Origin of the sequence: Bacillus sp. FSL R9-9530 (genome assembly GCF_038008145.1) — a bacterium.
In the GTDB taxonomy this organism is placed as follows: domain Bacteria; phylum Bacillota; class Bacilli; order Bacillales; family Bacillaceae_G; genus Bacillus_A; species Bacillus_A mycoides.
In genome coordinates this window covers 433,696-457,554 of record NZ_JBBOYO010000001.1, presented here as the reverse complement: position 1 = coordinate 457,554, position 23,859 = coordinate 433,696, and the positions used below count along the sequence as shown (strand labels likewise).

Annotated in this window: 25 protein-coding genes and 1 pseudogene; 6 read left to right on the top strand and 20 right to left on the bottom strand. The window is 34.8% G+C overall.

The features are described from left to right. Window positions 1-224 precede the first annotated feature (224 nt). From MKX66_RS02155 to MKX66_RS02135, 5 genes are all read right to left on the bottom strand, one after another. Complete coding sequence (locus MKX66_RS02155; RefSeq protein ID WP_201064913.1) at window positions 225-830, bottom strand: FMN-binding negative transcriptional regulator; 606 nt, start codon at window positions 828-830, stop codon at window positions 225-227. 187 nt (window positions 831-1,017) lie between these two features. After that, window positions 1,018-1,554: a GrpB family protein gene (locus MKX66_RS02150; protein WP_215590032.1), complete on the bottom strand. Its 537-nt coding sequence runs from the start codon at window positions 1,552-1,554 to the stop codon at window positions 1,018-1,020. Between the two features lie 24 nt (window positions 1,555-1,578). Then, window positions 1,579-1,926, bottom strand: coding sequence for a DUF4260 domain-containing protein (locus MKX66_RS02145; protein WP_098636330.1), 348 nt, complete (start codon window positions 1,924-1,926; stop codon window positions 1,579-1,581). Window positions 1,927-1,932: 6 nt separating this feature from the next. After that, on the bottom strand, window positions 1,933-3,324 hold the full coding sequence (locus tag MKX66_RS02140) for an FAD-binding oxidoreductase (RefSeq protein WP_016100874.1): 1,392 nt from the start codon (window positions 3,322-3,324) through the stop codon (window positions 1,933-1,935). Between the two features lie 416 nt (window positions 3,325-3,740). Continuing rightward, window positions 3,741-4,187, bottom strand: coding sequence for a GNAT family N-acetyltransferase (locus MKX66_RS02135; protein WP_000405816.1), 447 nt, complete (start codon window positions 4,185-4,187; stop codon window positions 3,741-3,743). A 407-nt stretch (window positions 4,188-4,594) separates the two neighbouring features. Here MKX66_RS02135 and MKX66_RS02130 point away from each other — a divergent pair, with 407 nt between their 5' ends. Together MKX66_RS02130 and MKX66_RS02125 are read left to right on the top strand one after the other, a co-directional pair. Next, window positions 4,595-5,041 (top strand): MarR family winged helix-turn-helix transcriptional regulator, encoded by a 447-nt coding sequence (locus tag MKX66_RS02130; RefSeq protein ID WP_103592174.1) that lies wholly within the window; start codon window positions 4,595-4,597, stop codon window positions 5,039-5,041. A 32-nt stretch (window positions 5,042-5,073) separates the two neighbouring features. Further along, entirely contained in the window at window positions 5,074-6,018 is a 945-nt protein-coding gene (locus MKX66_RS02125; protein WP_215590033.1) for an acetyl-CoA carboxylase carboxyltransferase subunit alpha, read from the top strand. 359 nt (window positions 6,019-6,377) lie between these two features. Here MKX66_RS02125 and gmtX read toward each other — a convergent pair. From gmtX to MKX66_RS02110, 3 genes and pseudogenes are all read right to left on the bottom strand, one after another. Further along, window positions 6,378-6,899 (bottom strand): annotated as a pseudogene (gene gmtX / locus MKX66_RS02120) (gamma-mobile-trio protein GmtX). Further along, on the bottom strand, window positions 6,862-8,286 hold the full coding sequence (gmtY, locus tag MKX66_RS02115) for a gamma-mobile-trio recombinase GmtY (RefSeq protein WP_215590034.1): 1,425 nt from the start codon (window positions 8,284-8,286) through the stop codon (window positions 6,862-6,864). The pseudogene gmtX and the gene gmtY overlap by 38 nt, the downstream one beginning before the upstream one ends. 184 nt (window positions 8,287-8,470) lie before the next feature. After that, complete coding sequence (locus tag MKX66_RS02110) at window positions 8,471-8,869, bottom strand: DUF2871 family protein (protein ID WP_002033617.1); 399 nt, start codon at window positions 8,867-8,869, stop codon at window positions 8,471-8,473. Window positions 8,870-9,123: 254 nt separating this feature from the next. Between MKX66_RS02110 and MKX66_RS02105 the strand changes: the two genes are divergently transcribed. Then, the gene (locus MKX66_RS02105) at window positions 9,124-9,627 is read left to right on the top strand and encodes a GNAT family N-acetyltransferase (RefSeq protein ID WP_149190807.1); all 504 of its coding nucleotides are present in this window, start codon (window positions 9,124-9,126) and stop codon (window positions 9,625-9,627) included. A 34-nt stretch (window positions 9,628-9,661) separates the two neighbouring features. Here the strand turns inward: MKX66_RS02105 and colA are convergent, their stop codons facing one another. Beyond that, window positions 9,662-12,577 (bottom strand): collagenase ColA, encoded by a 2,916-nt coding sequence (gene colA, locus MKX66_RS02100; protein ID WP_215590035.1) that lies wholly within the window; start codon window positions 12,575-12,577, stop codon window positions 9,662-9,664. A 203-nt stretch (window positions 12,578-12,780) separates the two neighbouring features. Further along, a complete protein-coding gene (locus tag MKX66_RS02095; RefSeq protein ID WP_002033612.1) occupies window positions 12,781-13,458 on the bottom strand; it encodes an MgtC/SapB family protein in 678 nt (225 codons plus the stop codon). A 313-nt stretch (window positions 13,459-13,771) separates the two neighbouring features. On the opposite strand from MKX66_RS02095, the gene MKX66_RS02090 reads away from it, so the two are divergent. Beyond that, the gene (locus tag MKX66_RS02090) at window positions 13,772-14,290 is read left to right on the top strand and encodes a GNAT family N-acetyltransferase (RefSeq protein ID WP_002033611.1); all 519 of its coding nucleotides are present in this window, start codon (window positions 13,772-13,774) and stop codon (window positions 14,288-14,290) included. A gap of 54 nt (window positions 14,291-14,344) precedes the next feature. Here MKX66_RS02090 and MKX66_RS02085 read toward each other — a convergent pair whose 3' ends face one another. Further along, window positions 14,345-15,253 carry a VOC family protein gene (locus tag MKX66_RS02085; RefSeq protein WP_326997365.1) on the bottom strand — a complete coding sequence of 303 codons (909 nt, stop codon included), beginning with the start codon at window positions 15,251-15,253 and terminating at the stop codon, window positions 14,345-14,347. 223 nt (window positions 15,254-15,476) lie between these two features. Beyond that, window positions 15,477-16,388 (bottom strand): VanW family protein, encoded by a 912-nt coding sequence (locus MKX66_RS02080; RefSeq protein ID WP_002128453.1) that lies wholly within the window; start codon window positions 16,386-16,388, stop codon window positions 15,477-15,479. 464 nt (window positions 16,389-16,852) lie between these two features. On the opposite strand from MKX66_RS02080, the gene MKX66_RS02075 reads away from it, so the two are divergent. Together MKX66_RS02075 and MKX66_RS02070 are read left to right on the top strand one after the other, a co-directional pair. After that, a complete protein-coding gene (locus MKX66_RS02075) occupies window positions 16,853-17,179 on the top strand; it encodes a hypothetical protein (RefSeq protein WP_002087720.1) in 327 nt (108 codons plus the stop codon). Window positions 17,180-17,294: 115 nt separating this feature from the next. Next, on the top strand, window positions 17,295-18,386 hold the full coding sequence (locus tag MKX66_RS02070) for a DUF3900 domain-containing protein (RefSeq protein WP_002014380.1): 1,092 nt from the start codon (window positions 17,295-17,297) through the stop codon (window positions 18,384-18,386). A gap of 313 nt (window positions 18,387-18,699) precedes the next feature. Here MKX66_RS02070 and MKX66_RS02065 read toward each other — a convergent pair whose 3' ends face one another. From MKX66_RS02065 to MKX66_RS02030, 8 genes are all read right to left on the bottom strand, one after another. Continuing rightward, window positions 18,700-19,047, bottom strand: a complete 348-nt coding sequence (locus MKX66_RS02065) for a hypothetical protein (RefSeq protein ID WP_002087722.1) — start codon at window positions 19,045-19,047, stop codon at window positions 18,700-18,702. 341 nt (window positions 19,048-19,388) lie between these two features. Next, entirely contained in the window at window positions 19,389-20,234 is an 846-nt protein-coding gene (locus MKX66_RS02060; RefSeq protein ID WP_193652433.1) for an exonuclease, read from the bottom strand. A 189-nt stretch (window positions 20,235-20,423) separates the two neighbouring features. Then, window positions 20,424-20,624 (bottom strand): cold shock-like protein CspB, encoded by a 201-nt coding sequence (cspB, locus tag MKX66_RS02055; RefSeq protein WP_001179147.1) that lies wholly within the window; start codon window positions 20,622-20,624, stop codon window positions 20,424-20,426. A gap of 136 nt (window positions 20,625-20,760) precedes the next feature. Then, on the bottom strand, window positions 20,761-21,741 hold the full coding sequence (locus MKX66_RS02050) for a WD40/YVTN/BNR-like repeat-containing protein (protein ID WP_341085371.1): 981 nt from the start codon (window positions 21,739-21,741) through the stop codon (window positions 20,761-20,763). A gap of 16 nt (window positions 21,742-21,757) precedes the next feature. Beyond that, the gene (locus MKX66_RS02045; RefSeq protein ID WP_001062757.1) at window positions 21,758-22,201 is read right to left on the bottom strand and encodes a flavodoxin; all 444 of its coding nucleotides are present in this window, start codon (window positions 22,199-22,201) and stop codon (window positions 21,758-21,760) included. A 142-nt stretch (window positions 22,202-22,343) separates the two neighbouring features. Beyond that, window positions 22,344-22,964 (bottom strand): acetate uptake transporter, encoded by a 621-nt coding sequence (locus MKX66_RS02040; RefSeq protein ID WP_000070943.1) that lies wholly within the window; start codon window positions 22,962-22,964, stop codon window positions 22,344-22,346. Window positions 22,965-23,050: 86 nt separating this feature from the next. Then, the gene (locus MKX66_RS02035) at window positions 23,051-23,446 is read right to left on the bottom strand and encodes an NUDIX hydrolase (protein ID WP_060749166.1); all 396 of its coding nucleotides are present in this window, start codon (window positions 23,444-23,446) and stop codon (window positions 23,051-23,053) included. Further along, window positions 23,443-23,784, bottom strand: a complete 342-nt coding sequence (locus MKX66_RS02030) for an ASCH domain-containing protein (protein WP_215590039.1) — start codon at window positions 23,782-23,784, stop codon at window positions 23,443-23,445. Before MKX66_RS02030 ends, MKX66_RS02035 begins: the two co-directional genes overlap by 4 nt. Between the last annotated feature and the right edge of the window lie 75 nt (window positions 23,785-23,859).

The window sequence follows — 23,859 nt, the reverse complement described above, 5'->3', positions numbered from 1 at the left end:
GTAAGCATAGGCTAAGGGGAACACGCTTCCCTACGGAATTTCACCGACAGGAGTTTCACCTGTCTCAGCTTATTTGCTTTTCGGTGCTTCTGAAACCTTCGCCTTGCGACCCGGTTCTACACTGTTTTCCGGCGCTCTTCCCTTCTAGAGCTACGGAGGCAGTTTTTCTTTCAAGTAAAAGATATTTCTACAAAAATAGAAATATCCCTTTGTTTCATATGAAATCACTCTATTTCCTTCATCAACCCTGCAATCCCCCTGCTCCCTTCACTCCCAACTTTCTCAAGTTCTTCTATAACTAATTCTCTTCTCTCCACAGAATGATTTTGACTTAACTTCGCTTTCCCTTCTATTTTATTTATCTTTATTCTGAACCCAACTATTCCCCTACTTAATCCTTCCATATAATTCGGATCTACATTATTCAGTGAGTACGTGCTCTTTGGATTTTCATATTTATGTACTAAATCTTGAAGAGAATCTATTAATTCCTGTTCATCTTCAACAATTTCTAACTCCCCATATACATGCACCGCAACATAGTTCCATGTTGGTACTGCTTTATTTGTTTCATACCATGACGGAGAGATGTAACTATGTGGCCCTTGAAAAATAGCTAACACTTGTTGATTTCCACTATCTTTCCACTGCTCATTTGGACGTGCAAAATGCCCGGATAAAGTAAGTGTTTCCCTATTTAACAATAACGGTAAATGCGTTGCGTACGGTGCTCCGTTATGTTGAGAAAATAAAGTTGCAAAGCTATTTTGTTCAATCATTTCGTACTTCGTCTCTTCATCTTGTATAGTGAAATGTTTTGGTATGTACATAAGCTCCCTCTTTTCTTATCTTCTTATTTCCCATTATATTTACGAGATTTATTATTGGGCAGGGACAGATGATAATTGTTTTATAAGGTCAGTGCATATAGTAAAACCTTTGTTTCAAAAATAATAGGTGGCATTATATGATTTCTGCCACCTTAGTCAATTTTTTTATTTATACAAACTCCCTTATTCAACGATCCTTCATAGCTTTTTCTAATACATATTCAATAAATTCCGTTTTACCTAAGCTATAATTTAAGCGATTTTCCGCCGTTTCTGCTAATTCTTTCTTTAGCTTTCCATATTCAATAACAACGTTTGGATTTCCACGAAGATACTCACGAAACGCTACATGTCTTCTTAACTCTTCACTATTCTTATCGCATACATATAAATGATGTTCCATCCAAATTGTATTCTTCCCGTCCCTCGGAACATATTGACCCTTTCTCCCAAAAACCTCTCTCCCCTTAAAACTCCACTCTTCTTGATGAAAATAACCTACCTGTTCAAGTCTCTTTATTACTTTTGGAAAAACATCATAGTCTTCTATTACAACATCGACATCTAATATCGGTTTAGAAGCAAGGCCTTTAACAGATGTACTCCCAACGTGCTCTATAGAAAAAATGAGTTCTCCCATTACGTTATTAATCAACGTCTGTAATTTACAAAATTCACTTTCCCATTGTGTATTATATTTCTCAACAGTAATAAATTGTTTCAATTGACCACCCTTCTCAAATCACTTTTATAACCTCTGAATATGCGTATCCTTAAAATCAGTTTCATACTTCAATCCATACCCAAGCATTCGATCCATTCCAATATGTGCTGTCCATATTAAACCAATCATTAAAATCGTATCCATCTTTAAATAGACCCCTATTAAAACAAGTAATATTGATATGATATATGTGTGAAATAGATTATAAATTTGTGCACCGATACGTTTGTTAATAGCGTACGCCACCATTGCTAAATCAGGTGCAAAAAGTAATACAATAAATAATAACCAACTAAATCCACATAATCCATATATATAAATTGCAACTAATAAGACCACCAATCCTTCAAAGTGTATAATTCGTTTCTCCAAACTTCATCATTCCTTATCTGTTAGCTTGAAAATTTTATTCGGATTTAAAATATTTTGCGGATCAAGAGCTTTCTTTATTTTCTCCATTACCAATAATGCCGCACCATGTTCTTCTTCTTGATACTTCTGCTTTCCTATTCCAACGCCATGCTCTCCTGTACAAGTTCCGCCACGCTTAAGAGCATACAGTACAATACTTTCATTTATTTCATCCGCTTTTTTCACTTCATCTTTATCATTTGGATCAATCATTAAGAGCACGTGAAAATTCCCGTCTCCTACATGGCCAAGAATACCACCAACAAGGCCCACCTTATCTAACGTCTCTTTCGCATTTTGAATCGCGCCAGCTAACTCTGAAATTGGCACACATACATCTGTACTCATTAGCTTTTTGCCAGGGTAACTATGAACGTAAGAATAAGCTAAGTTATGTCTTGCATCCCATAATTTATTTCTTGCCGCAGTTTCAGTTTCAAAAGCAACTTCTTTACATTTATGATCAAAAACAATTTCCTTCGTAAACTCGATATCTTGCGTTAATCCCGCTTCATTTCCGTGAAACTCTAAAAACAGTGTTGGTTCTTCTCTGTAATTTGTCTCATTATAATGATTTACTTGTTTCATAGATAATTCATCAACAAGTTCTATTCTCGCAATTGGAATGCCAGCTTGCAGTATATTAATAACAGCTTCTACTGCATCATTTATAGTTGGAAACGATGCTCTCGCAGCCATAACATGTTCTGGTATGCCGTATACTTTTAATGTTAGCTCTGTAAAGCATCCAAGCGTACCCTCTGATCCTACGAAAATACCATTTAAATGATAACCTGATGATGACTTCGCCGCTAAATTGCCAGTATGTATCACTTGCCCATCAGCAAGCACCACTTCTAAATCACGAACTTGATCACGCATTACGCCATACTTAACCGCTGTCGTTCCGCTCGCATTCGTAGCAGCCATGCCTCCTAACGTTGCATCTGCACCTGGATCTACACTAAAAAACAAACCGTACTTTTTCAATTCTTTATTGAGCTGAGAACGAGTCACTCCTGGTTGTACTTTCACAAGAAAATCTTTCTCTCTTATTTCAAGTATTTTGTTCATTAATGAAAAATCAACTGTAATCCCCTTTTCATAAGGAATTATATGACCTTCTAAACTAGAACCTACTCCAAATGGAATGACAGGTTTTTTATGCTCACTCGCTATTTTCATTATTGCTCTAACCTCTTCCATCGTTTTCGGAAAAACAACTACATCAGGTAAACTACTATTATGGTAAGATTCATCTTTACTATGTAACTCTCTTACTGTCTTATTAACCACTACTTGATCTTCAGGAAGTACATCCTTTAATTCATTTACTAAACGCTCAATTGTTATTTCCATTACATACTCTCCTTTTATATTATTTACTCTACATTAATTATACCATTTTTATACATAATAATCAGAATAGTTAGATTCCTGAGGTTTTATATTAAAAAAGAACTTGCAGTATATTAGAATATAGGGTAAATAGTATAATAAAACAAAACCAGACCTTATATTTAGAGTTTTTGAGTTTGATTATATATAATCAAACTTTATAATCAAACTTTTTATTTGTATGGGGTAGCACCACATACCCATCAAGCTAAAATTTTATAGTACCCCCCAGACCGAAATTTTGTGCTACCTTATAGGGGTAGCACAAACAAAACGCGAATTTCGTACGCTAAGGATATCCAATATAAAAAATCCCAATCTCTCAGTGATATACATAAGAAATTGGGATTTAATTATTTAACAATTGCACTCAACTGTTAAATAATATCTATTTTTTTCATACGCTTTACAAACCTATAACCTGTTATCTCGTAACCAAGGAATTTATATAGTTCGTGTGCCTTTATCCTCTGTTCACTTTTTCCACTTAGAAGATAAATAAAATTAGAACCCCTTTTCAAAGACCATTCTTCCACATATTTAATCAATGCTTTCGCAATACCTTGACCACGATATTCTTTCTTTGTAACTAGCGATGTTATTTGAATCTTTTCATCATTGTTTGTGTACGTTGTATGAATTGTTATTCCTATCATCCCTACTAAGTTATTATCATTTATTGCAACAAAGGTGTAGTAATTTGGATTGGATTCGATACGTTGCATTCTTACTTTCATTTCATCTAATGAACTGGGATAACCTAAATCTGGCATTAAATCTGTAAATTGTTTGATGTCATCAGAATTATATTTTCTTATCTCCACTAAGGAACCCCCCACATTTTTTCTCCAATTATATCATCTTTAATATTACAATATTTGTCTTAACGTACAGAATCCGCGTTATGTTGGTGCTACCCCATGCCCATCAACTTAAGAATTTAGAACTCCCCCAAAAAATTATGAGTTTTTTGTTACAAGTTATCACAAAATTTTCGTTTTTTGGGTAGTTTTATTTTCTTAGCTTGATTGCGATGAGCGGTACCCCATAAAGGCCCTGATACATAATTGATGTTCTGCCATTTGTAGAAAACAATCCACTTATACCATTTTAACAAGAAGAAATATCTCGTCCATGTTGTAATATTGGCTTACGTTAAGCTTGTGAAAAAAACATATTCTTGTATAATACAATTGATGTATGATACATTAGTTGTAGGAGGGTGACCTATTTGAAAAGAGAAGATGCCTTAAAACTAAGAGCAGATATTAAGAAAATGATTATAATAACTGGGGTTTTTGAATCTCAAAATTTGCCCAATGGACCATTTGAAAAACCTTTACCAACTTCTCAAATGATGGCGTTAGAGGAACTAGAGGTGGAAAAATTAACTGTTTGGCAACTATCCAATAAACTTAGATTAGAGACTTCAACTGTAAGTAGATTGGTAGATAAGTTAGTAAAAAAGGGGCTTATTTATCGTGAAGTAAATGAAAAAAATAGAAGAGAACTTTTTCTGCATCTCACAGAAAAAGGTCACATAACTGTTAATTGCTTAAGAGAGCAATCCATTACATTTTATCAAAGTATTCTCAATAATTTATCAGAATCAGAACAAAAAATAGTTGTGGATGGTTTTGAATTATTTATTGATTCTATTTCTAAGCCTTTTGATTAGAGTGAGGTAAATCATAACATTTGGAGGGTAAAATGAGTTTGGATTTTGAACGTCCTATTATTGAATTAAAAGAGAAATTTGATGAATTAAAGAAAATTATGAAAGAAAATAATGTAGATTTATCGCCAGAAATTCATGTATTAGAAAAACGTTTAAATAAAATACAAGATAAAATTTATTCTAATATTACACCTTTTCAACGAGTTCAAATTGCAAGGCTACGTAACCGGCCCACGACATTGGACTATATACCTTTATTGTTTACAAACTTTCTCGAACTTCATGGTGATCGATTATATGGTGATGATAAAGCAATGATAGGTGGTATTGCAAAATTTAAAGGGATGCCCGTTACGGTTATTGGTCATCAAAGAGGTAGAAATACAAAGGAAAATATAGAAAGAAATTTTGGAATGGCACATCCAGAGGGTTATAGAAAAGCGCTAAGACTTATGAAACAAGCTGATAAATTTAATCGCCCTATTATTACATTTATTGATACAATAGGCGCCTATCCAGGGAAAGGGTCTGAAGAACGTGGAATTTCTGAAGCGATAGCTCGAAATCTATTTGAAATGGCTACACTTAAAGTGCCAATTGTTTGTATTGTAATTGGAGAGGCATCAAGTGGTGGAGCTCTTGGCATTAGTGTCGGTAACCATATCCATATGTTAGAGTATTCATGGTACTCGGTAATTTCGCCAGAAGGAGCAGCATCTATCCTATGGAAGGACGCTAAGTATGCTCCAGAAGCTGCTGAACATATGAAAATTTCAGCAAAAGATTTAAAACATTTAGGAATTATTGATGAAATCATTCCTGAAATTAAAGGTGGAGCACAAAATGATATAAAATCACAGGCAAAAGTGATTGAATCTGTAATCGAATCATCTCTAAAAAAATTGATACTATTATCCTCGGAAGAGCTTATACAACAGCGGTATGAAAAGTATAGACAAATAGAGAATTATAAATGAAAATATTTAAAGTCCGTATTACATTTCGGAGGATTCTCGCAAAAAAATTCTAAATATTTTGTAAGCAACCTCTTAAACTGGGATATGCTGATACTATTACTCTACAAAAGGTGTGTGATCGGTATGGAAAAGGAAAATTTGTTCAAATGGAAGCATTATCACATACCCATCAACTTAAGAAATTGATTGTTCCCCAAAACGAAAAAATGAGCTGAATTCTCATAAATAACTGTAAAAAGGTGAAAATTTCGGTATGGGGGTATCTCAAAAGCTTAGGTTGATGGCAATGTGGCGTGACCCCTGTATGTAAAAATACATCCATTAAATCAATCTTTTTTGAGATAATGGATGTATTTTTTTTATTTTTCATTAAGAATTTTTTGTATGGCAGTTATATATCCTGCCTTATATACCTGAATGCCGTTTTCTTTTACTCTGCCATATTTATCGGTAGTCCATCCCTGATGGTTCATAAATTCGTTTGATATGGCATTTCTCAGCGCATCTATTTCGGTATCTGTCAGATTATAAGAAGGCTCGACTATAACGACATCCTTATTTTTACTTATATCGTTTATAGGACGCAAATCAATCGTAAAGGTTGTTTGTTCCTTAAGCAGAGAGTTTTATCTTTTGAGCTTTTTATTCTCTGCCATAAGCATACCAACCAATGCTTTAGTTGGTGGTTCGGAGATACTTGCTAAGATATCATCGTTTACGGTTGTTCTCTTTTCTTTTTTAGGCTTTTTAGTGGTAGTTTTATAGTATTCAGCCCACTTGCTTATCAAAACCCTGTAATCCTCGGCATTTTTGTTTCTAAGTGCTTGTTCACTTGGACCGCCATCATCTGCTATCAGTCTGCATTGGAAGTACACAACCATTATCCAAAGATGCAGTGGCATTATTTAGTGAAGCTGTAACATCTGCAACTGTTGGCTCTGTGTATACGTTCTGAGACTCTATGGATTTGTGGTGCATGGAAATTTGTTTGATGCCGTCAGGTATATTGGCATTTTTAAGTCTTTGACCATATGCGTGTCTATGTCCGTGTGGAGTAGTGCCATCTTTCTTTCCGACTGTCAAACCAATCTTTTCAACCGCTTTTTCGTGAGACTCCCTCTGAGTCCTAAGTGGCATCATTTCTCCTAGTGTTTTAGGCGAATGTGAGACAAAGGCAAATGGGTGAGTATCCTTAATTCCATCTCTTAACCTTTTTGCCATATACATTTTCCATACATACATAAAGATGTATCCCCATTCCTTTGACAACCAGTAAACATGCATGTATTTATCTTCATCGTTATCAAGTCTTGGCTCTTTCCACCCTGCAAATCGTTTGTCCTGTGCGGAATACATATTGCGTGGAAGTAAACCATATTTTAACAGCAGATAGCTTTCTCTGTCTGTTATATATTTACCAGTAGTAGGGTTCTTGAAATCCTGCGGGGCTCTTCCTTCGCTTGGATGATAGATTCGTACCACAGCAAGATTTGGGTCTTCATGGTCAAGGAATACGTCCTGTACCCATAAATGAAATACTTCACTATGCCTAAGTCCACCGCCATGCATCAGTATAGTAATGGCAATATCACGCCAGTTATAACGGTCAACAAGGTCTAATTCATAGTTCTTTCTTGTATTCTTAAACCCTTCCCATAGGAGCTCATGTATTTTATTTTCGGGGAAGGCTTTTGTATCTCCTTTTGATGAGTATGGTTTTCTTCTTCTAACAGCATTGCGAGCTAACTTTGCAGTTTCAGAGATTTCATGAACATCATTTAAATGTCCTAGAAATGAGTTCTGACTTTTGTTTATCTGTGCCATCCAGTTAAGTCGTTCTTCGTATCTTGTGGCTTTTCTCCAAGGGTTTAATTGAACAGCTCCATATTCTTCATATAACCAATCTGATAACCCATTTAAAGCAGATAAAAGCATATTTGCTGTTTCAACTCTTTTAGGTAACCAATAAAGCCCCGAAGGGTCTAAACCTTCTTCATTTATTGTTCCTGAATAAACAGACTCCGTAAATGTATCAAAGAATTCTTTTGGAGAAGAATAATATTTCTGATTAGCTTCCATATAATCAAGCAATAGTCCAACAGCTTGTACTAACTTCTTATGCCAAGTTCTGCTTTTACTGCGATTCTTTATTTGATATCTGTGTAATTGCGTTGTCTCTCCATTATACTCAACTAGAAGAGTAGGAAAGTCTATACTCCTTCCTGTATTATCCCTATATGTTTTTGAAGATACCTGAACATATCTCATATATAACCTCCTATATATCCTCCTATACCTACATTTTGATTATTATATTACATATAATACCGTAGATATTTAAATGTAACTACAATAAAAAAGGCACTACATCATTAAAATGTAATACCTTTTTAGTAGTTTGATTATAAATATTTTACCCTAGATAATATTCCCTACAAGTTCTTTTTTAAAACTATATTTTAGACGATTTTTTCAATAAAATCATAAACCAAACTAAAGTAAATGCCATCATAGAATGAGAGAACCCTACAATATAAGTTAACCCTTTAAAGTCCGCTCCATTTAGTTGAAGAAGTCCTCTCGCTGCCAGCGATCCTAACATTAAAGTTAATGCGATATTATGTAAAATAAACCAGTTATTAAATCCTTTCACTTCATGAAACGCGAATACTTTCGCTAATCCTAAAGCAATTAAAAAGAAGAAAAAGCCAAGTACTAACGTATGCGTATGCAAAAGATTTAATAAAGTAGAGCCTAAAATCCCTTTATATTTCCCATACTCCCTAGCAAATATTCCTGACAATAAACCGATAATCAAATAAGTAAACGATGCATTATATAATTTCTTCATTATGTACCTCCTTGAGTAGAATGTGTAGTGTGTCATATTTAGTAATAATGATAGTTATATAGTAAAAACTCCTAGTTTCCTAGGAGTCATTGTATAAGTATCTCACTCTTTACAATTAATCCTAATTATAAAATATCCTTTTATACAAAACAATCGAACTTTATGTGAACAGTAACTCTCAATTAAAATAACTTGCACTTTTATTTCGCACAATCCATACTAATTGTTATAACTTTTAAAGGTGGTGCAATAGATTGATAGTTCTTGAAACTGAAAGACTCACTCTTCGCTGGCTCGATGTAAAAGATGCTCCGTTTATTCTTGAATTAGTAAATGATCCTGCATGGATTCAATTTATTGGTGATAAAGGCATTAAAAACTTAGAAGATGCAAAAAAATACATCTTAAACGGACCCGTCGATATGTACAATAAAATGGGCTTTGGTCTTTACTTAGTTGAACGAAAAGAAGATCTCACTCCACTTGGTATGTGCGGCCTTATTAAAAGAGATTCATTAGAAGATGTTGATATCGGCTTTGCTTTTTTAGAAAAATTCCGTTCAAAAGGGTACGGCTATGAATCAGCTGCTGCAGTAATCGAATACGGTGTACAAAAGCTCGGACTGAAACGAATTGTAGCAATTACTTCTATAGATAATGTTGCTTCAGGCACGCTGTTAGAAAAAGTAGGATTGCGATTCGAAAAAATAATTTCAGACTCAGGAGAAAATCTAAAATTATTCGGGTATAACGCATAACAAAAAAGGTCGCCATTCATGGCGACCCTTTTTTTCACTTCACTTCTACCGTATAATTCCCTGTTCCACCACCATACTGGTATACATGTAAATAGTACTTCCCTGGATACGTATAGTAACTACCTACTAATTTATTTCCTTGTTGCTGTGCATACGTAACATAATTATTTAAATCTGCTTCTGAATAAAGAACCCAGTTTACTCCGATATTATTTTCCTTCGTTACATTAATTTGAAGGTTTTTCGCAGTTTCTACATTTATTTCAAAGTAATCACTCGTATCACCGTTTCCTAAACTAGCACGTAAAACTTGATTTAACTGCAGTTTATTTGCCGTTTGGAATGAATTATTTGGCTCTTTTTCTACACTGTTATCTTCTTTCTTTTGAACCGTTACACTTGTTGTAGCAGTATTAGTTAACCCTTTATCGTCTGTTACTGTTAATTTCGCTGTATACGTCCCTTCTTTTGTATAAACGTGAGTTGGATTTTGTTCATTACTTACAGTACCATCACCAAGCTCCCATTTATAAGAAATAATTTTCCCATCTTCATCTTTTGATCCATCGCTTTTAAACGAGATCGCTTCATTCGTATGTCCGCTATACGGACCATTTATAACCGCGACCGGCGCTTTATTCACTGCACCTTCTTCTGTATTAATACCGTGGAACACAACATCATATTCAAATTGCCCTGATGCATTCACACGATAATTCACAAAGTATGCTGTTACAGTTTTATAGCCTGTCCATTCTTTTGCACTTAAACGTTTTAACGTATCATTAACGTTTTGCGTAATTGTTTTCCAGTCTTCATTTTCTCCTTTTGCAGCAGTACCTGTATACGTTCCTTGCAGTGTAAATGTATTAAAGAATTGTGATTTATTTTTCTTTACTGATACATTACTTAATTTTGCTTCCGCTGTAATTTCTGCGGCAATATCTGAAACTGGTTTCGGTGCATGAGTTGCTAAATAATCATCTGACACTAACGGAACATTATATTTCTCACGGTTGTCTACTAACATTTGCATATAGTCTTGATACTCTTTATTTAAATTCGCATCTTTACTTAAAGCAGAGCGATATGCATCATATGCTGTTACATCATTTTTCCTAATAAGATCATGAACTTTATCAAACATATCGTATCTCTTATTGTACATATACGATTGTAAAGCAAAGGAATAATTATAGAAATCCCACGTTCCATACTTTGCATTTAACGTTCGCTCTGCGGTATAACGTTCTGCTGGATTCGAAGATAGCCCTCCTATAATACTCTTTCTTGGAACGACGTTGTCCGTTCTCGTTGCACCTGCAAAAAACTCAGCATTCCCTTCTTCAAACCAAGATAATCTCTCATTCTCATACATCTTACCTTGTCCCCAAAGTCCTGGCACTTCATATCTACCTTGTAAATAATGCGTGAATTCATGTCGGAACAATTCTTCTAAACTATAAATACTTTCTTCTGGCGTACGTTCATAAGTAAAGAACGTACCTGTTCCTTCTATATAAAGACCGCCGTTATTCGTTTCATACCCGTACAATTGACGATTAAATTGATATTCAGCCGGGCTATTATAAATAACCATCGTTAATACATCATCTGGATTTCCTTTTTCTAACGGTTGGTCACTTTCAACCGTACGATGGAATTGTGCCTTCACTTCTTTTGCTGCCCAATATAAACGTTTAACTTTCTCCTCAGTCACTTTATCTCCCGCTTTTAAAACAATTGCACCATCATCAAACGTATACGTTTTCGGCAAATACTTTTTCTTCCCATCTTCTCGTATTTGATCTAAATTTACAACGTTATCGTTTGCATCTTTCCCGCCATAATTCGTCGTAATTTGCTCAGCTGCTACGAAATATTGCTCACCTAAATAAGGATAGATTTTCATCGCATCTGTTACAACTTGTAATCCTTTTGTCCCTGTACTATGGAATGTGCCGAGTCTACCTGTATAATAAATCCCATTATTAATAAGCCATCCGTTTTTCTCTGTAATCGTTCCCATTAACGCGAATCTACTTAATTCATTAATATAGCTATCTATTTTTTGGTACCATACTGTATCTTTCGGTGCTTTTCTCGTATCGTACAAATACGATTGAATATCGTAATCAACACCTTGCATAATATCGTAAATCGCATTTCCAGCTGAAAGATTATCTACCAATGTAGAAAAATTATCATTATATTGCTTAAAAATCTTTGCAGCCGATGTTATCGTTTCCACATCACTCGAAGCATTTCCTATTAATTTCCCATATGATGATACAACTTTATTTTGTTCTAACGTACCGAGTTTGAAATTTGGATTGTTCGCAATCGTTTTTAATGCAGGTAAGCACTTGTCATGATAGCTACGTTCATTTAGTTTACTTAATTCTGTATTATAAAACCCTAAATAAAACCCTGATCGCAAAACTTCCACTAATGTCTCAATCCCTTTTGAATCGTCTTGCGTATAAGCCTGTCCTTGCTGCTTCAATTTATCAATAATTGCCTGCATCCTACTATCATTTTGATAGAATGCAAGACTGTCCTTATTAAACTGAAATAGCCCCGTAATTTGCTCCCAATCGATTGTTACAAGTAAATCTACTAATTGTTGATTGCTTAATTGATTTAATTCAGCAATTGTATAAGTTTTTGCTACAGCTAATTGCTTACTTTCCTTTTTTACTTCAGGCGGTCTTTGCGATAAATCAGCAAATTGTAGCCTTTTCTCAAAAGACTTGCTTTCTAATACTTTCGATGAATGAGCTAATTCTTCCACGGGCAGTTGTACACCAACCGGCTCCATTTTTAGCACATTTCGATATGAAACTTGCTCTCCCTTAGTATCTTCCGCCAATATGCTTCCTTGAAAACTCCCTAACATTAAACTAGCAAAACTTACCCCTACTAAAACTTTTTTTGAATAGCCTTTCATGCTCTCCCCTACCTTACATTTTTTAGTGTCCCGCTCCATTATTTTACTATTCTGACTATTTATTCTGTATTGAGAAAAAAGAAGGGAACGTTCACACATGTATCCATTCAAAGCGAAATTAACACTTGACTTCACATGTGATTTATGTCAAAAAAGGATAGATAATAGCGAAATTCCTGCTACATCTATCCTCTATTTCAACACTATGATTTTAACTTTATAAACGTAATTTCCGGCAATGTTTGCATATGCTGAATAAATGCATTCTTTTCTTCTGACGATATATTTTTCAATTGCATTCCTACCTTATAAACTATTTCTGTATCTTGCTGTAAGGCTTCAATTTCATATGAAAGTATTGGAATACCTTTCACTCGTAGCGTCTCTACTATTTGTTGTACCGCTTCGTGTTTATTTATACACATTTGCACCGTTATATTTTGCGGAAATAAAAATTGCACCTTAAAAATACGACTTACAATCTCTAAACCAATCAAAACGAGAATCATCGCTCCAATCCCTACAACATACATACCTGCTCCAATTGCTAGCCCTATTCCTGCTGTAGCCCATAAACCAGCCGCTGTCGTTAATCCTTTCACTGCCTGCTTTTGAATAATGATTGTACCTGCACCTAAAAATCCAACTCCACTAACAACTTGCGCTGCAATCCGGCTCGGATCAAGAGCCATATGTTCTTCAAACACAATATCCGAAAAAGCATATTTCGAAACGACCATTATTAAAGCACTCCCTACGGCTACTAGGAAATGTGTTTTTAATCCCGCTTCTTTTGAGCGAATTTCCCTTTCAATTCCAATTATTGCTCCTAATAAACCGGCAACACCGATTCGTATAATAAAATCAATATGTAAGCTCACGGGCATTTCCCCCTTTCATTCATTATAGATAGATAAAACAAAAATTATCACAAACATCCGTTTATCGATATAAAAGCATTTCATTAAAATATACTTAATATCTCAACTTATTTATGTTAATATTTTAAATATTAACATAAATAAAACAACCTACTTCTCATACAAAAAAACTTTAAAGTTCAACGTCTAACTTATTTTCAGTTAAAAATGGTATATGAGTTGCATGAAATGAGGTTGAGAAAATCAGGAAACGCTTTCATTTTATATCATAATTTTTGTGAAATAAAACATAAATAAAAGGAGCTTACTAACAATGAACGTCTCTTTACTTACACCTACTACTGATTTACAAGAAGAATACTTAGATTTTTATAACGAATGGAAAGATAGCGGTGAAACGATGATTCCATGGGTTATTTCAAAAAATCCTTCTAATTTCACGGCAATGATTCAAGAATTACACGACGCACATAACGGAATAAATATTCCTGAAACTTGGGTACCAGATTCTACTTATTGGCTTGTTACAAATGAAAATAAAATTGTAGGAGCTGTTAATATTCGTCATAGTTTGACGGAGCATTTATTTAATGCTGGAGGCCATATCGGTTATGGTATTCGCCCTTCTGAAAGAAGAAAAGGTTATGCTACAAAGTTACTAGAGTTATCATTAGAAAAAACGAAAGAATTAAACATCACGAAAGCACTTGTCGTTTGCGACGAAGTGAATACTGCTTCAGAGAAAACGATTTTACATAACGGCGGTCTCCGTGATGATGATTTCACTGAAGAAGATGGGAATGTTGTGAGAAGGTATTGGATTGAGCTCTAAATAATCAAAAACAAGCCAGAAAGTGATTAAACACTTTCTGGCTCCTTTTTCCTTTTATACTGCTTCTATTTCAAACTGCACTGTAATACCACTTGGATCTACTACAGTAAATCCATTTGTAGTTTCATTTATTTCATGTTGTTTTTCTATTAATCTTTCTTTCACTTCATCTAACGCTTCTTTATGCGGTAGTACTATCGTATACACTTTTAGTCCAGTTGCATGTGCTGGTGGATGTGGATTATTTACCCCGTTCCACGTATTTGCACCAATATGGTGATGATACCCTCCTGCCGAAATAAATAAGCAATCATCTTCACGCTGTTGTACTTCAAAACCTACTGTATCTACATAAAACTCATGTGACTTTTCTACATCAGCTATTCGTAAATGGACGTGCCCAACGACAGTGTCAGCAGGTAATCCATCAAACTCATAATTAACGAGCGTTGCCAGTTCTTTTAAATCTAGTGGCGTACTTCCCCCTGGCCCTTCTCTCCATTGACCTCGAGGGCGATCTGCATAAATCTCGATACCATTCCCCTCTAAATCTTGTAAATAAAACGCCTCACTATACGTATGATCACTTGCACTATTAAATCTTGAAATTGGCAAAATTTCATTTGAATATGTATAACGTCCTTCTTGCTCAGCCGGACTATCAATTACCTTTTTATTGCGAATAACACCAAATAGTGCCGAAGCAAAAGCTTCACGAGTCGGAACTAAAAAGGCAACGTGATATATACCCGTCGTACGCGGTTCTTGTAGCGCTGCATCTTCCAACTGCTCAAGAACAAGTAACGTATTCTTACCACCTTTTCCTGTTAAATATGCTTTATTCCCGTCTTCCTTACTTACCTCTAACCCTACTACATTCTCATAAAAAGCAATTTGACGCTCTAAATCTTTTACTTTAAATTCGACATGACCAATACGTGTTTTCGGATGAATTTGTACCATGAATAACTTCCTCTCCTAATCCTTTATTTCAAAACAAACTAACATCGCCGTTACTATGAAGGATACAACTAAAAACACACTATGTAAATAAGAAAAATCAGAATTCATAGTTTTTTAAGGAAGGCCATTAATGACAAAAATCCATCTCCTCTGAAATTCAGAAGAGATGGATTCAATTATAGAAACTATAAATATTTTACTTTCTTATCCTTTAACTACATATTTATTTCATCTTATGTACTTCAGCAACTAACTTTCCACCTTGAATGCCCATATAAAGCTTAACAGGAGCATCATTCGTATTTTCAAATACTAAGTCTAAATATGGATAAGCAATTGTTGCATCTCTTCCCTGAGGGACATAACCTACTGTTTTAGAATGTGTAGTTCTCTCTACCATTTTCAAACCAGCTTGATCTGCTGCATTGTATAGCGTTGATGATGTTTGACAAACACCACCACCATAACCATCTACTAATTTACCATCTACAATTTCTTTACCTAATTGATATCCTTTATCTGGCGTTGTATCACCGATTAATGCATTGAAAGAGAAACTGTCTCCTTTTGCTAATACAACTCCATTTATGCTCGCTGCCGACAAACGAATATTCTCAATACGGCCACCTGCTGATCCACCTAAATTCGTTTCATATCTACCAATTACCGTGCCACTTCCTTGCGCATCACTTAATGTTGCGGTAGGCTTTTTCTCAACGATAGGTAACTGATATGAAGAATCCCACATACCAACGTTTAATAATTTATCTACTAATTCTTTTTCCATTAATTCAAAAGAAGGCTTTCCTTCTTGCCATGATCCATCAGATGCTATACGTGAAGGGACCATCTTTTTGTCAACACTTTTCCCGACTTCACCTGCAACCTTCGTTACGGATTTTTTGAATTTCGCCTCATCTTCAAAATAACCTAAACTCGATAAGTCTATTTTTTTCACTTCAGTACCAGTACGCCCATCCACTAAGCTAATTGAATCCTGCACATCAGCCTTAGCCTCTACAACATTCCCACCAAAATCACTTACTAATGCCACATCACTTACTTTTGTACCACAACCACTTACTACAGCTACGCATAGCACCCCTACTAATATACCCTTTATTTTTCGGAACAATATACTCTCTCCTTTTCCCCAACATTATTTCTTATGTATTATTTCATTTTTATGTATCTTTTGTTACAATCATTTTACAATATATTCAGAAAATGTTACAAGTTGTTTTTTACTCTATTAAAATTACTCTTTTCTTTTGTAAATGTCTATACATATTTATATAAATTTTCGAGTTTGATAAAATTGTAACTTTTATGCAACCTATCTCCATCCAGTATATACCATTCAACAGATGAAATACAAATGTAACACCCTTTCATTTCACCTCTCTATTCACCTGCATGCTTCAGAAACCGCAATACCGCTTTCTCATATGTGATCATTATTAACAACTTAAACCGAGCTTTTATCGGTAAAAACAATCATTCACTTCAGGTATATAGGTATTTGCCGTGCCACTACTCCGCTTTTGCACATACATTATGATGAATTTAACCTATTATAAAGAAATGGAGGATGTTTTTATGTATCCCTACAATCCTTATGATCCATATAACCAATATGGTTACCAACCTCAGTATGATTTACAGGCACAATACCAACAATATATAGATCAAACAGAACAAGTTAATCCATATGATCAAAATCGACAATTTCAACTTCCAATCTCTTTCCCTGGTACTGGAAACCGTCAATTAGAAAGACGAGTAAATGAGCTTGAGCAAAGAGTACGTCAACTAGAAAACACAGTTGAGCGTCATACGCGTAGATTAAACCGCTTAAATCAGCGTTTACGTACAGTAGAAAATAGGCTAAATATTCCATTTTCAGCATTAGAAGACGGATTTTAATTTCGAAAATAACAAATATATAAGGAAGGGGCTCCCCCTTCCTTATATAAATTGACGAAAGTTTTTTCCATCTCTATACTGATAAGAGTTAATGAAATGAAACAAGGTGATAAATATGGATTTTGAAATAAATTTTCTTTCCTTTTATGTAGTACAAGTAGAAGGAAAAGGTGAAGCAGTTGATAAGCGCTATAAACATTTTCAAACATTAGACGCTGAAGAGTATGAAGATAGCTCTTTAAAAGAATTTTTGAATGGTGAATTATTAAAAATTTCAAAGCGAAAAGTAGAACGTCACGCAAAAACAGAACAAGCCCCAACGAAGATCGGTCGCTTTATTGTAGAAGAAGGGCATGAACTCGATTCAAACCCTCATTACAACTTATTTAATCGTATTCGCTTTGCAGAAACAAAAGAAAACTTCAAAGATATGAGCGAACCTCTCGTTTATACATACCTTGACACAAGCGCTGTACGTGGTGGTGTGTTTTTAATCGCTCAAGCAAAACTACGCAAATACTTTGATGATCCATTCGTATTCGTAATGAAATGTGACTTCGAACCAAAGGTTGCTTCCATTTCTGATGAATCAACACTTATTCGTAACGTTGAAATGGCCATCACAACAAAGAATATGAAATCTATCCAGTACCCATACATGCCTGAAGAAGGTATGGTGGAGCCTGGCGAACTAAAAATACACCAAGCATCACACGCCCGCTACTTTGAAGACTTCTTAAAATTCGTCGAATACGAACGCTCTATGCCTGAAATTATGAAAACACAAGTAATGGACATGGTATACGACCAAATTGAAGATGTATTTGAAGAAGGTACTGAAGAACGTGAACAGTTCGACCAAGCGATGGAAGTATGGGCTGCCAGTCCGAAACGCGAAATTATGGAACAATTTTCAACAGAAGAAGTAATGGAAGCTACCGCTCAAATCGTCGAGCACGCCCCTGAAGTGGAATTAAAGCTAAAAGCAGATCATATCTCTGTGAAGGCTTTGCTTGCTGATTTCGGAGACCTAATACATATTGCAAAGGTAAACGACCGATATGTATTAATGATTGAGGCTGATACACTTACGTTTGAGAAAGGCTTCTCTCCAATTGAGTTTTTGAAGCCGGATGAATTACAAGACGTAATTGAGCGGATTGAGAATAAACAGCAGTATTCTTATGATCCGAATGGGATCGAATAAATGCTTCCATATACCTATTTTTACTGAGCTCTATTAACAAGCGCTCTTTTATTTGGGACATAGTTGACATTTATACTAAAAACCGATTCTACTAAGAATCGGTTTTTCTTCTTTATAACAAATATGCTTATTTTCAAAAAATATTTTTGGTCCAAGATGACATTTCTTGTAGAATCAAGCAGATTCCTTCCTTGTTGTACAAGCGTATTTCCATGAGAGACATCTACTTCAATATTCCTAGTTGACCAAGTCCTTCTATAAGTTTTTGGTGTTTTTCCTTTTAGTCATTATGTATGTTGTTAAAATGAAAATTTCACTTTACTACCTCAAATTTATTGTACTCGTAAAAAGATAATTGAAAACGATATTCCGGATGCTCTCTCACCCAATCGTAGGCTTCTTCTAAAATATCCATTTTATTTTGCACGTCATTAAGTTCACTACATTCGTTCCTTTTCTGTTTACATAGAGGACAGAACCCACCCACTATCTCGGCATTCATCGCACGAATCGTTTTACTTTCTAAGTCAACTACTAGACGAAGAATAAGAGAATGCTCCGCTTTTGTAGTCACCATCATTTCAGCAATTCCATCCTCATTCCAAAAGACACCATTTAATTCCATCTGTACGGTGACATCTTTGATTTCCAAGTCTATCACTATCACACCTCCCTTGTATAAGACTCTTACCTTACTCTTCGATTTTAATCTTTAATACACCACGAGCTAAAGATATATTAAGCTTTTTCCAATTCTTCTTCTTTGCTATGAAAGGAAGTGTAATTAGTTCAAATAGTGTGGTAAATATTATCAAAAAAACTAAAACGGTTAAAATGTTAAAGATTACTTCCATTAAACTACACTCTTTTCTATGTATATCCGTACTAAAAACAACAAAATATTCCATTAATAATACAGGACAAGCCGTGAATTCTCCAACTAAACTTCAGCAACTTAATCCTGAAGTCTAGTTGTACATATGAATAAAATAAATTTTATTACTAACTTTCTTCTACTACTTTCTCCATCTCAGCCAAATACCTAAGCTGCCGCTCCGCTTTTCTCACCGCAGTAGGAAAGTGTTTTTTCAGAAGTTCTACTGCTGATTCACTTATATAATATCTTTCCGTTATACTTTCCCACGTGTCACTACTTTCAAATGCATTCCATACAAAAGGACGCTCTGTATTTTTTCTCAGTTCTTTAAACACCCATTTCCGCATCCTTTTTTTCGCTTTTTCTGTTAGTTTTCCGTTCTTTACAAGTTCAAGCTCACCATGTCTCTTGTATCGCTTGTTAATATCTCTCTCGCCATATACTTTCAGAAAGATATTTGCTGTATTCTCAGCATCTGCTAAAGCCCGGTGCTGCTTCCCTTCCCACGTTAAGCGGAGCTGATCCACTGCAAATTGTAAACTTGGTGTATGCTCAAATAATTCTTCATACGCCTGAAAAACAAATTTTTGCACATCAAATCTGCTCTCTTTTTCCATACATGGGCATTCTACACCGTATAATGTACAATCTTGAGATAGAAAACGGTAATCTTCTTTTCCCCATGAAACAAATATTGAATCTTCTCCGATGAACTGAATAAATTTCTCTATAATTTGAGGGAAATTCCCTACACCTATTAAATCTTTCTTTGTAATTCCAGTTAATTTTGTTGTATGACGAGTTAATGGGGCACTTGGTTTTACTAACTCTGAAAATTCTCCAATAACCTTCATTGTACTCACATCTATTTTTACAGCTCCAATATCAACTATTTCTGACGGATCTTCTGATTTATACGGCCTAAAATTCCTTTCAATATCAAACACAATGAAGTGTGTAGCGTTTTTCAATTTATTTACCTCTTTCTAAATTCCTTTTCACACACATACTTTATTTTCAGTATTTATTTATTAATGCACTTTATGCATGAAAAACTTCGCATAAAAATCAAAAATTCAGTCTTATTATTACATGTACATAGGAGGATATTCAATAAAAACGCAAAAAAAAAGAAGGGCAAGCCCTTCTTTTTTTCATAATTACTTCTTGTTTACGTTTGTAGCTTGAGGTCCACGGTTACCTTGTTCTACTTCGAAAGTAACTTCTTGACCTTCTTCTAAAGATTTGAAGCCGTCGCCTTGGATAGCTGAGAAATGAACGAATACGTCTTCTCCGCCTTCAACCTCGATGAAACCGAAACCTTTTTCTGCGTTAAACCATTTTACTTTACCGTTTTGCATTTAAAAAATCCTCCTACAATGTACCTATATGTACATATTCATTTTCAACCACTTTACAATAATACATCATATATTAAAAAACTGCAACCCCAGAGGAGATTTAACATTGCTATCCTCCTCGGAAGTTACAGCTCATTTAAATCTCTATATTATTAAAAGTAAAATGGTTTAAAGTAACTATATCATACCAATATAATAAAAGTAAAGTTTTTTTAAAGTTATACAGCTTTTTTTTCCACTGCATCGTTTTTAATTCACCTGATCCAGCTACAACATATCCTTCTTTTTCATTAACAATGCGCCAACCATGCCCTTTAACCGAATCACATACTGTAACAATTCCTTCTTCAAGAAGCACACGGCAAACAGTGCTAATTCCCGCCTTATTTTGCGTTGACGTTGTATATAACACATGTTGATCCACACTTAAATCTAAATAACTACTCGCTTTTTGTTCACTTTGACATGTATGCCAACCTATTTTATCACTTTCGATACTCTCATCTATTCTGCAAAAAGAAATATTTCCGCTAATCCCCTTGCACGATCCACTTGCCGCTACTAAATAGGAATTATGTATAGTCAACGCAGAAATCATCTGATTCATCGCTATTTTAATCCTTTTTAATTTACGTGTCTCTAAATCAAAAAGCCAAACACCACCATATTTAGTATGTATTTTCGTACCGATAAATAAGTAATGTTTATATAAAAATAATGATCGAATAGATGGTGCCTCACTACCGTAATTAAGAAATGGCTGAATAATCTCCCATGTGGAACCAAAATCATTAGAATGATATAGTGTTTTATCTCCATGAGCAATTACTGTTCCATTCTCATTACTACATACATTCCAGCTCGTTGCTTTCGTTGGAAAGCGCTGGATCGTCCACGTTTCTCCACCATTCATACTACGAATAAAAACTCCTTCGTCCCCTACTCCGTAAACTACGTTACCTTCACTATGTAAATCTCGAATTCGTTTTTGGAAACCAGTTAAAGCCTGTTTCCATTCTCCATCTTTTTCAATGAATAAACCATTATATGTAGTAGCTAACAAAAGCTTTCCATCTCTTAACTTTGTAATAGCAGTTGCACTTAACATTGTTTCCACGTTGACACTCCCGTTCCTAGAACTTCTCGGCAAAAGCAATTGCAAAATCACTGCATTTTTCAACGTCTTCTTTATCTTCTGGAGCTAATTCAATTTTCAATCCTTCTTGTACAAGTTCTGCCCCACATTTTACAAGACGTTCTTCAAATATCGTTACCGCTTCACAAAACAGTTCATACGCCGTATCACCTGATCCAAAAACAGCCACTTTTTTACCCGTCAAATCTATATTTTCTAACTCATCATGGAAATCTTCCGCTTCAAATGGTAATTCACCATCACCCCACGTATAAGATCCTAAAATGATTCCATCATAAGCTAATAATTCTTCAGCATCCATACCTTCCATCTCTTGTAATACTACTTCATGATCAAAGGCATCTAAACTTACTTTAATTAAATCAGCAATACTCTCTGTATTCCCTGACATACTTGCATACGCTATTAAAATTTTCGCCACTTTGGCATCCCCCTCTTACAATAAATGATTCTCATTCTCATTATATTAATAATGAGAATCAATTTCAATTATATTTTTTGCTATTTTATTTTATTCCATAAAAAAAAGAACAGATGACTATACAATCATCTGTTCTTTTTTATTACTTTTTAAAAATACCAAAGGGTTTTCCAACTGGTAATACAACTTTTCCGAAGTGTGTATTTAACACAGCTGCTGCTGAACCATAGAAAGATAATAATGAAATACATAGTTCAGAATACGCTGCTAAATTATGCATTGCGTGCGGCATAACACCTAAAGTACTTAATGAAAGACCGATAAATAAGAAATCAATAAGGACGAAAATCATAAATAATACTTTATGTGTTTCCATTGCACCAATTGTCATAAAGATCGTGAAAATCAAGTATCCGATAAAGGCTACACCGAGCTGTTTTGAATCTGCAGTTTGGGCTAATTTTTCACCAAATACTCCAAGTTGAATTAACCAAGTCATTCCAACACCTAACCAAAATAGGCCGTACGCACCAAATGCTGTTGTACCGAACGTATTGTTGTGCTTTGCATCGTGAATGCATGCAAAGATTTGTGCAAATCCTCCTAAAAAGATTGCCCATGGTAATACAAGTGAAACGCCATCTGTTAAGCCTAACTTTTGAGATGATGCTACAAGTGTTACCATCGCTAATCCAAATAGACCGATTCCAGATGGATCTGCTGTTGTCATTTTCACATGATGTGTAGTAGTTTGATTGCTCATATAAACCTCCTGATTATAAACATACTCGAATACAATACTTAAATCAGAAGGCTATGTCAATGGTTTTTTTTGTATGTTGTCAGACCTTATATTCCATAATAATCAAATACACATTTGGCCACATCATAAGGTTTTACATTTAAATTTGGCAACTCATTTACCGGCATCCATAAAGGAATATAACTCCCTCTATCTTTCAGCTCGAACTCCTCGCCTTTACCACTTCCGAAAACTCCACCTATAATATGGGCATTATAATAATACTCCGTACCTTTATACTCCACCTTTGCAATCCGATGCTCCACTTGTATATGTACCCCTAATTCTTCATAAACCTCTCGCTTCGTTGCTTCTTCAGGCGTTTCTCCTTCTTCAATTCCCCCGCCTGGAAAAACAAAATACAGCTCACCTTCTCGAACACGTTTTATAAGAGCGATTTTACCACCTTGTATAATTATAGCTGCACCGCGATTTCTTCTCACTTTATTACCTCAACACCAATCGCAACTGTTCCCCATTCTTTTTCTTGTTCTTTCGTATATATTCCGTATGTACTTTCTAACATTTCTTTTATACTAAGTTCTTCACAATCAAATAATTTTTTATCAATTTGTTCGTACATTGCTTTAAAGCTTTCGTATCGTTCTATCTCCGTTACTTTTACAGCCATCGTTTCTGCTGTCGTAAGGTTCGTAAATACAATTTCATCGTCTTGTTTTATAAGTTGACGTTTTTTATCGTATAAGCGTACTTCATATACTTTTTTTCCTAATTGAATCGACTGAAAAGGTTTATTATATAATCCCATTTCGTATCTCATACATTTCACTCCCTTTTATTCATCTTGCCTACTAACATTTTTGCACATTACTATTTCATACAACATAGTTCGCCT

Excerpts from the sequence above, each read along its gene's own strand:
- MKX66_RS02085 (WP_326997365.1), bottom strand. The coding sequence starts at position 15,253 with ATGGTACAAATTCATCCGAAAACACGTATTGGTCATGTCGAATTTAAA.
- MKX66_RS02110 (WP_002033617.1), bottom strand. The coding sequence starts at position 8,869 with ATGAAGAAATTATATAATGCATCGTTTACTTATTTGATTATCGGTTTA.
- gmtY (WP_215590034.1), bottom strand. The coding sequence starts at position 8,286 with ATGAGATATGTTCAGGTATCTTCAAAAACATATAGGGATAATACAGGA.
- colA (WP_215590035.1), bottom strand. The coding sequence starts at position 12,577 with ATGAAAGGCTATTCAAAAAAAGTTTTAGTAGGGGTAAGTTTTGCTAGT.
- MKX66_RS02155 (WP_201064913.1), bottom strand. The coding sequence starts at position 830 with ATGTACATACCAAAACATTTCACTATACAAGATGAAGAGACGAAGTAC.
- MKX66_RS02070 (WP_002014380.1), top strand. The coding sequence starts at position 17,295 with ATGGATTTTGAAATAAATTTTCTTTCCTTTTATGTAGTACAAGTAGAA.
- cspB (WP_001179147.1), bottom strand. The coding sequence starts at position 20,624 with ATGCAAAACGGTAAAGTAAAATGGTTTAACGCAGAAAAAGGTTTCGGT.
- MKX66_RS02030 (WP_215590039.1), bottom strand. The coding sequence starts at position 23,784 with ATGAGATACGAAATGGGATTATATAATAAACCTTTTCAGTCGATTCAA.
- MKX66_RS02090 (WP_002033611.1), top strand. The coding sequence starts at position 13,772 with ATGAACGTCTCTTTACTTACACCTACTACTGATTTACAAGAAGAATAC.
- MKX66_RS02140 (WP_016100874.1), bottom strand. The coding sequence starts at position 3,324 with ATGGAAATAACAATTGAGCGTTTAGTAAATGAATTAAAGGATGTACTT.
- MKX66_RS02125 (WP_215590033.1), top strand. The coding sequence starts at position 5,074 with ATGAGTTTGGATTTTGAACGTCCTATTATTGAATTAAAAGAGAAATTT.
- MKX66_RS02040 (WP_000070943.1), bottom strand. The coding sequence starts at position 22,964 with ATGAGCAATCAAACTACTACACATCATGTGAAAATGACAACAGCAGAT.
- MKX66_RS02075 (WP_002087720.1), top strand. The coding sequence starts at position 16,853 with ATGTATCCCTACAATCCTTATGATCCATATAACCAATATGGTTACCAA.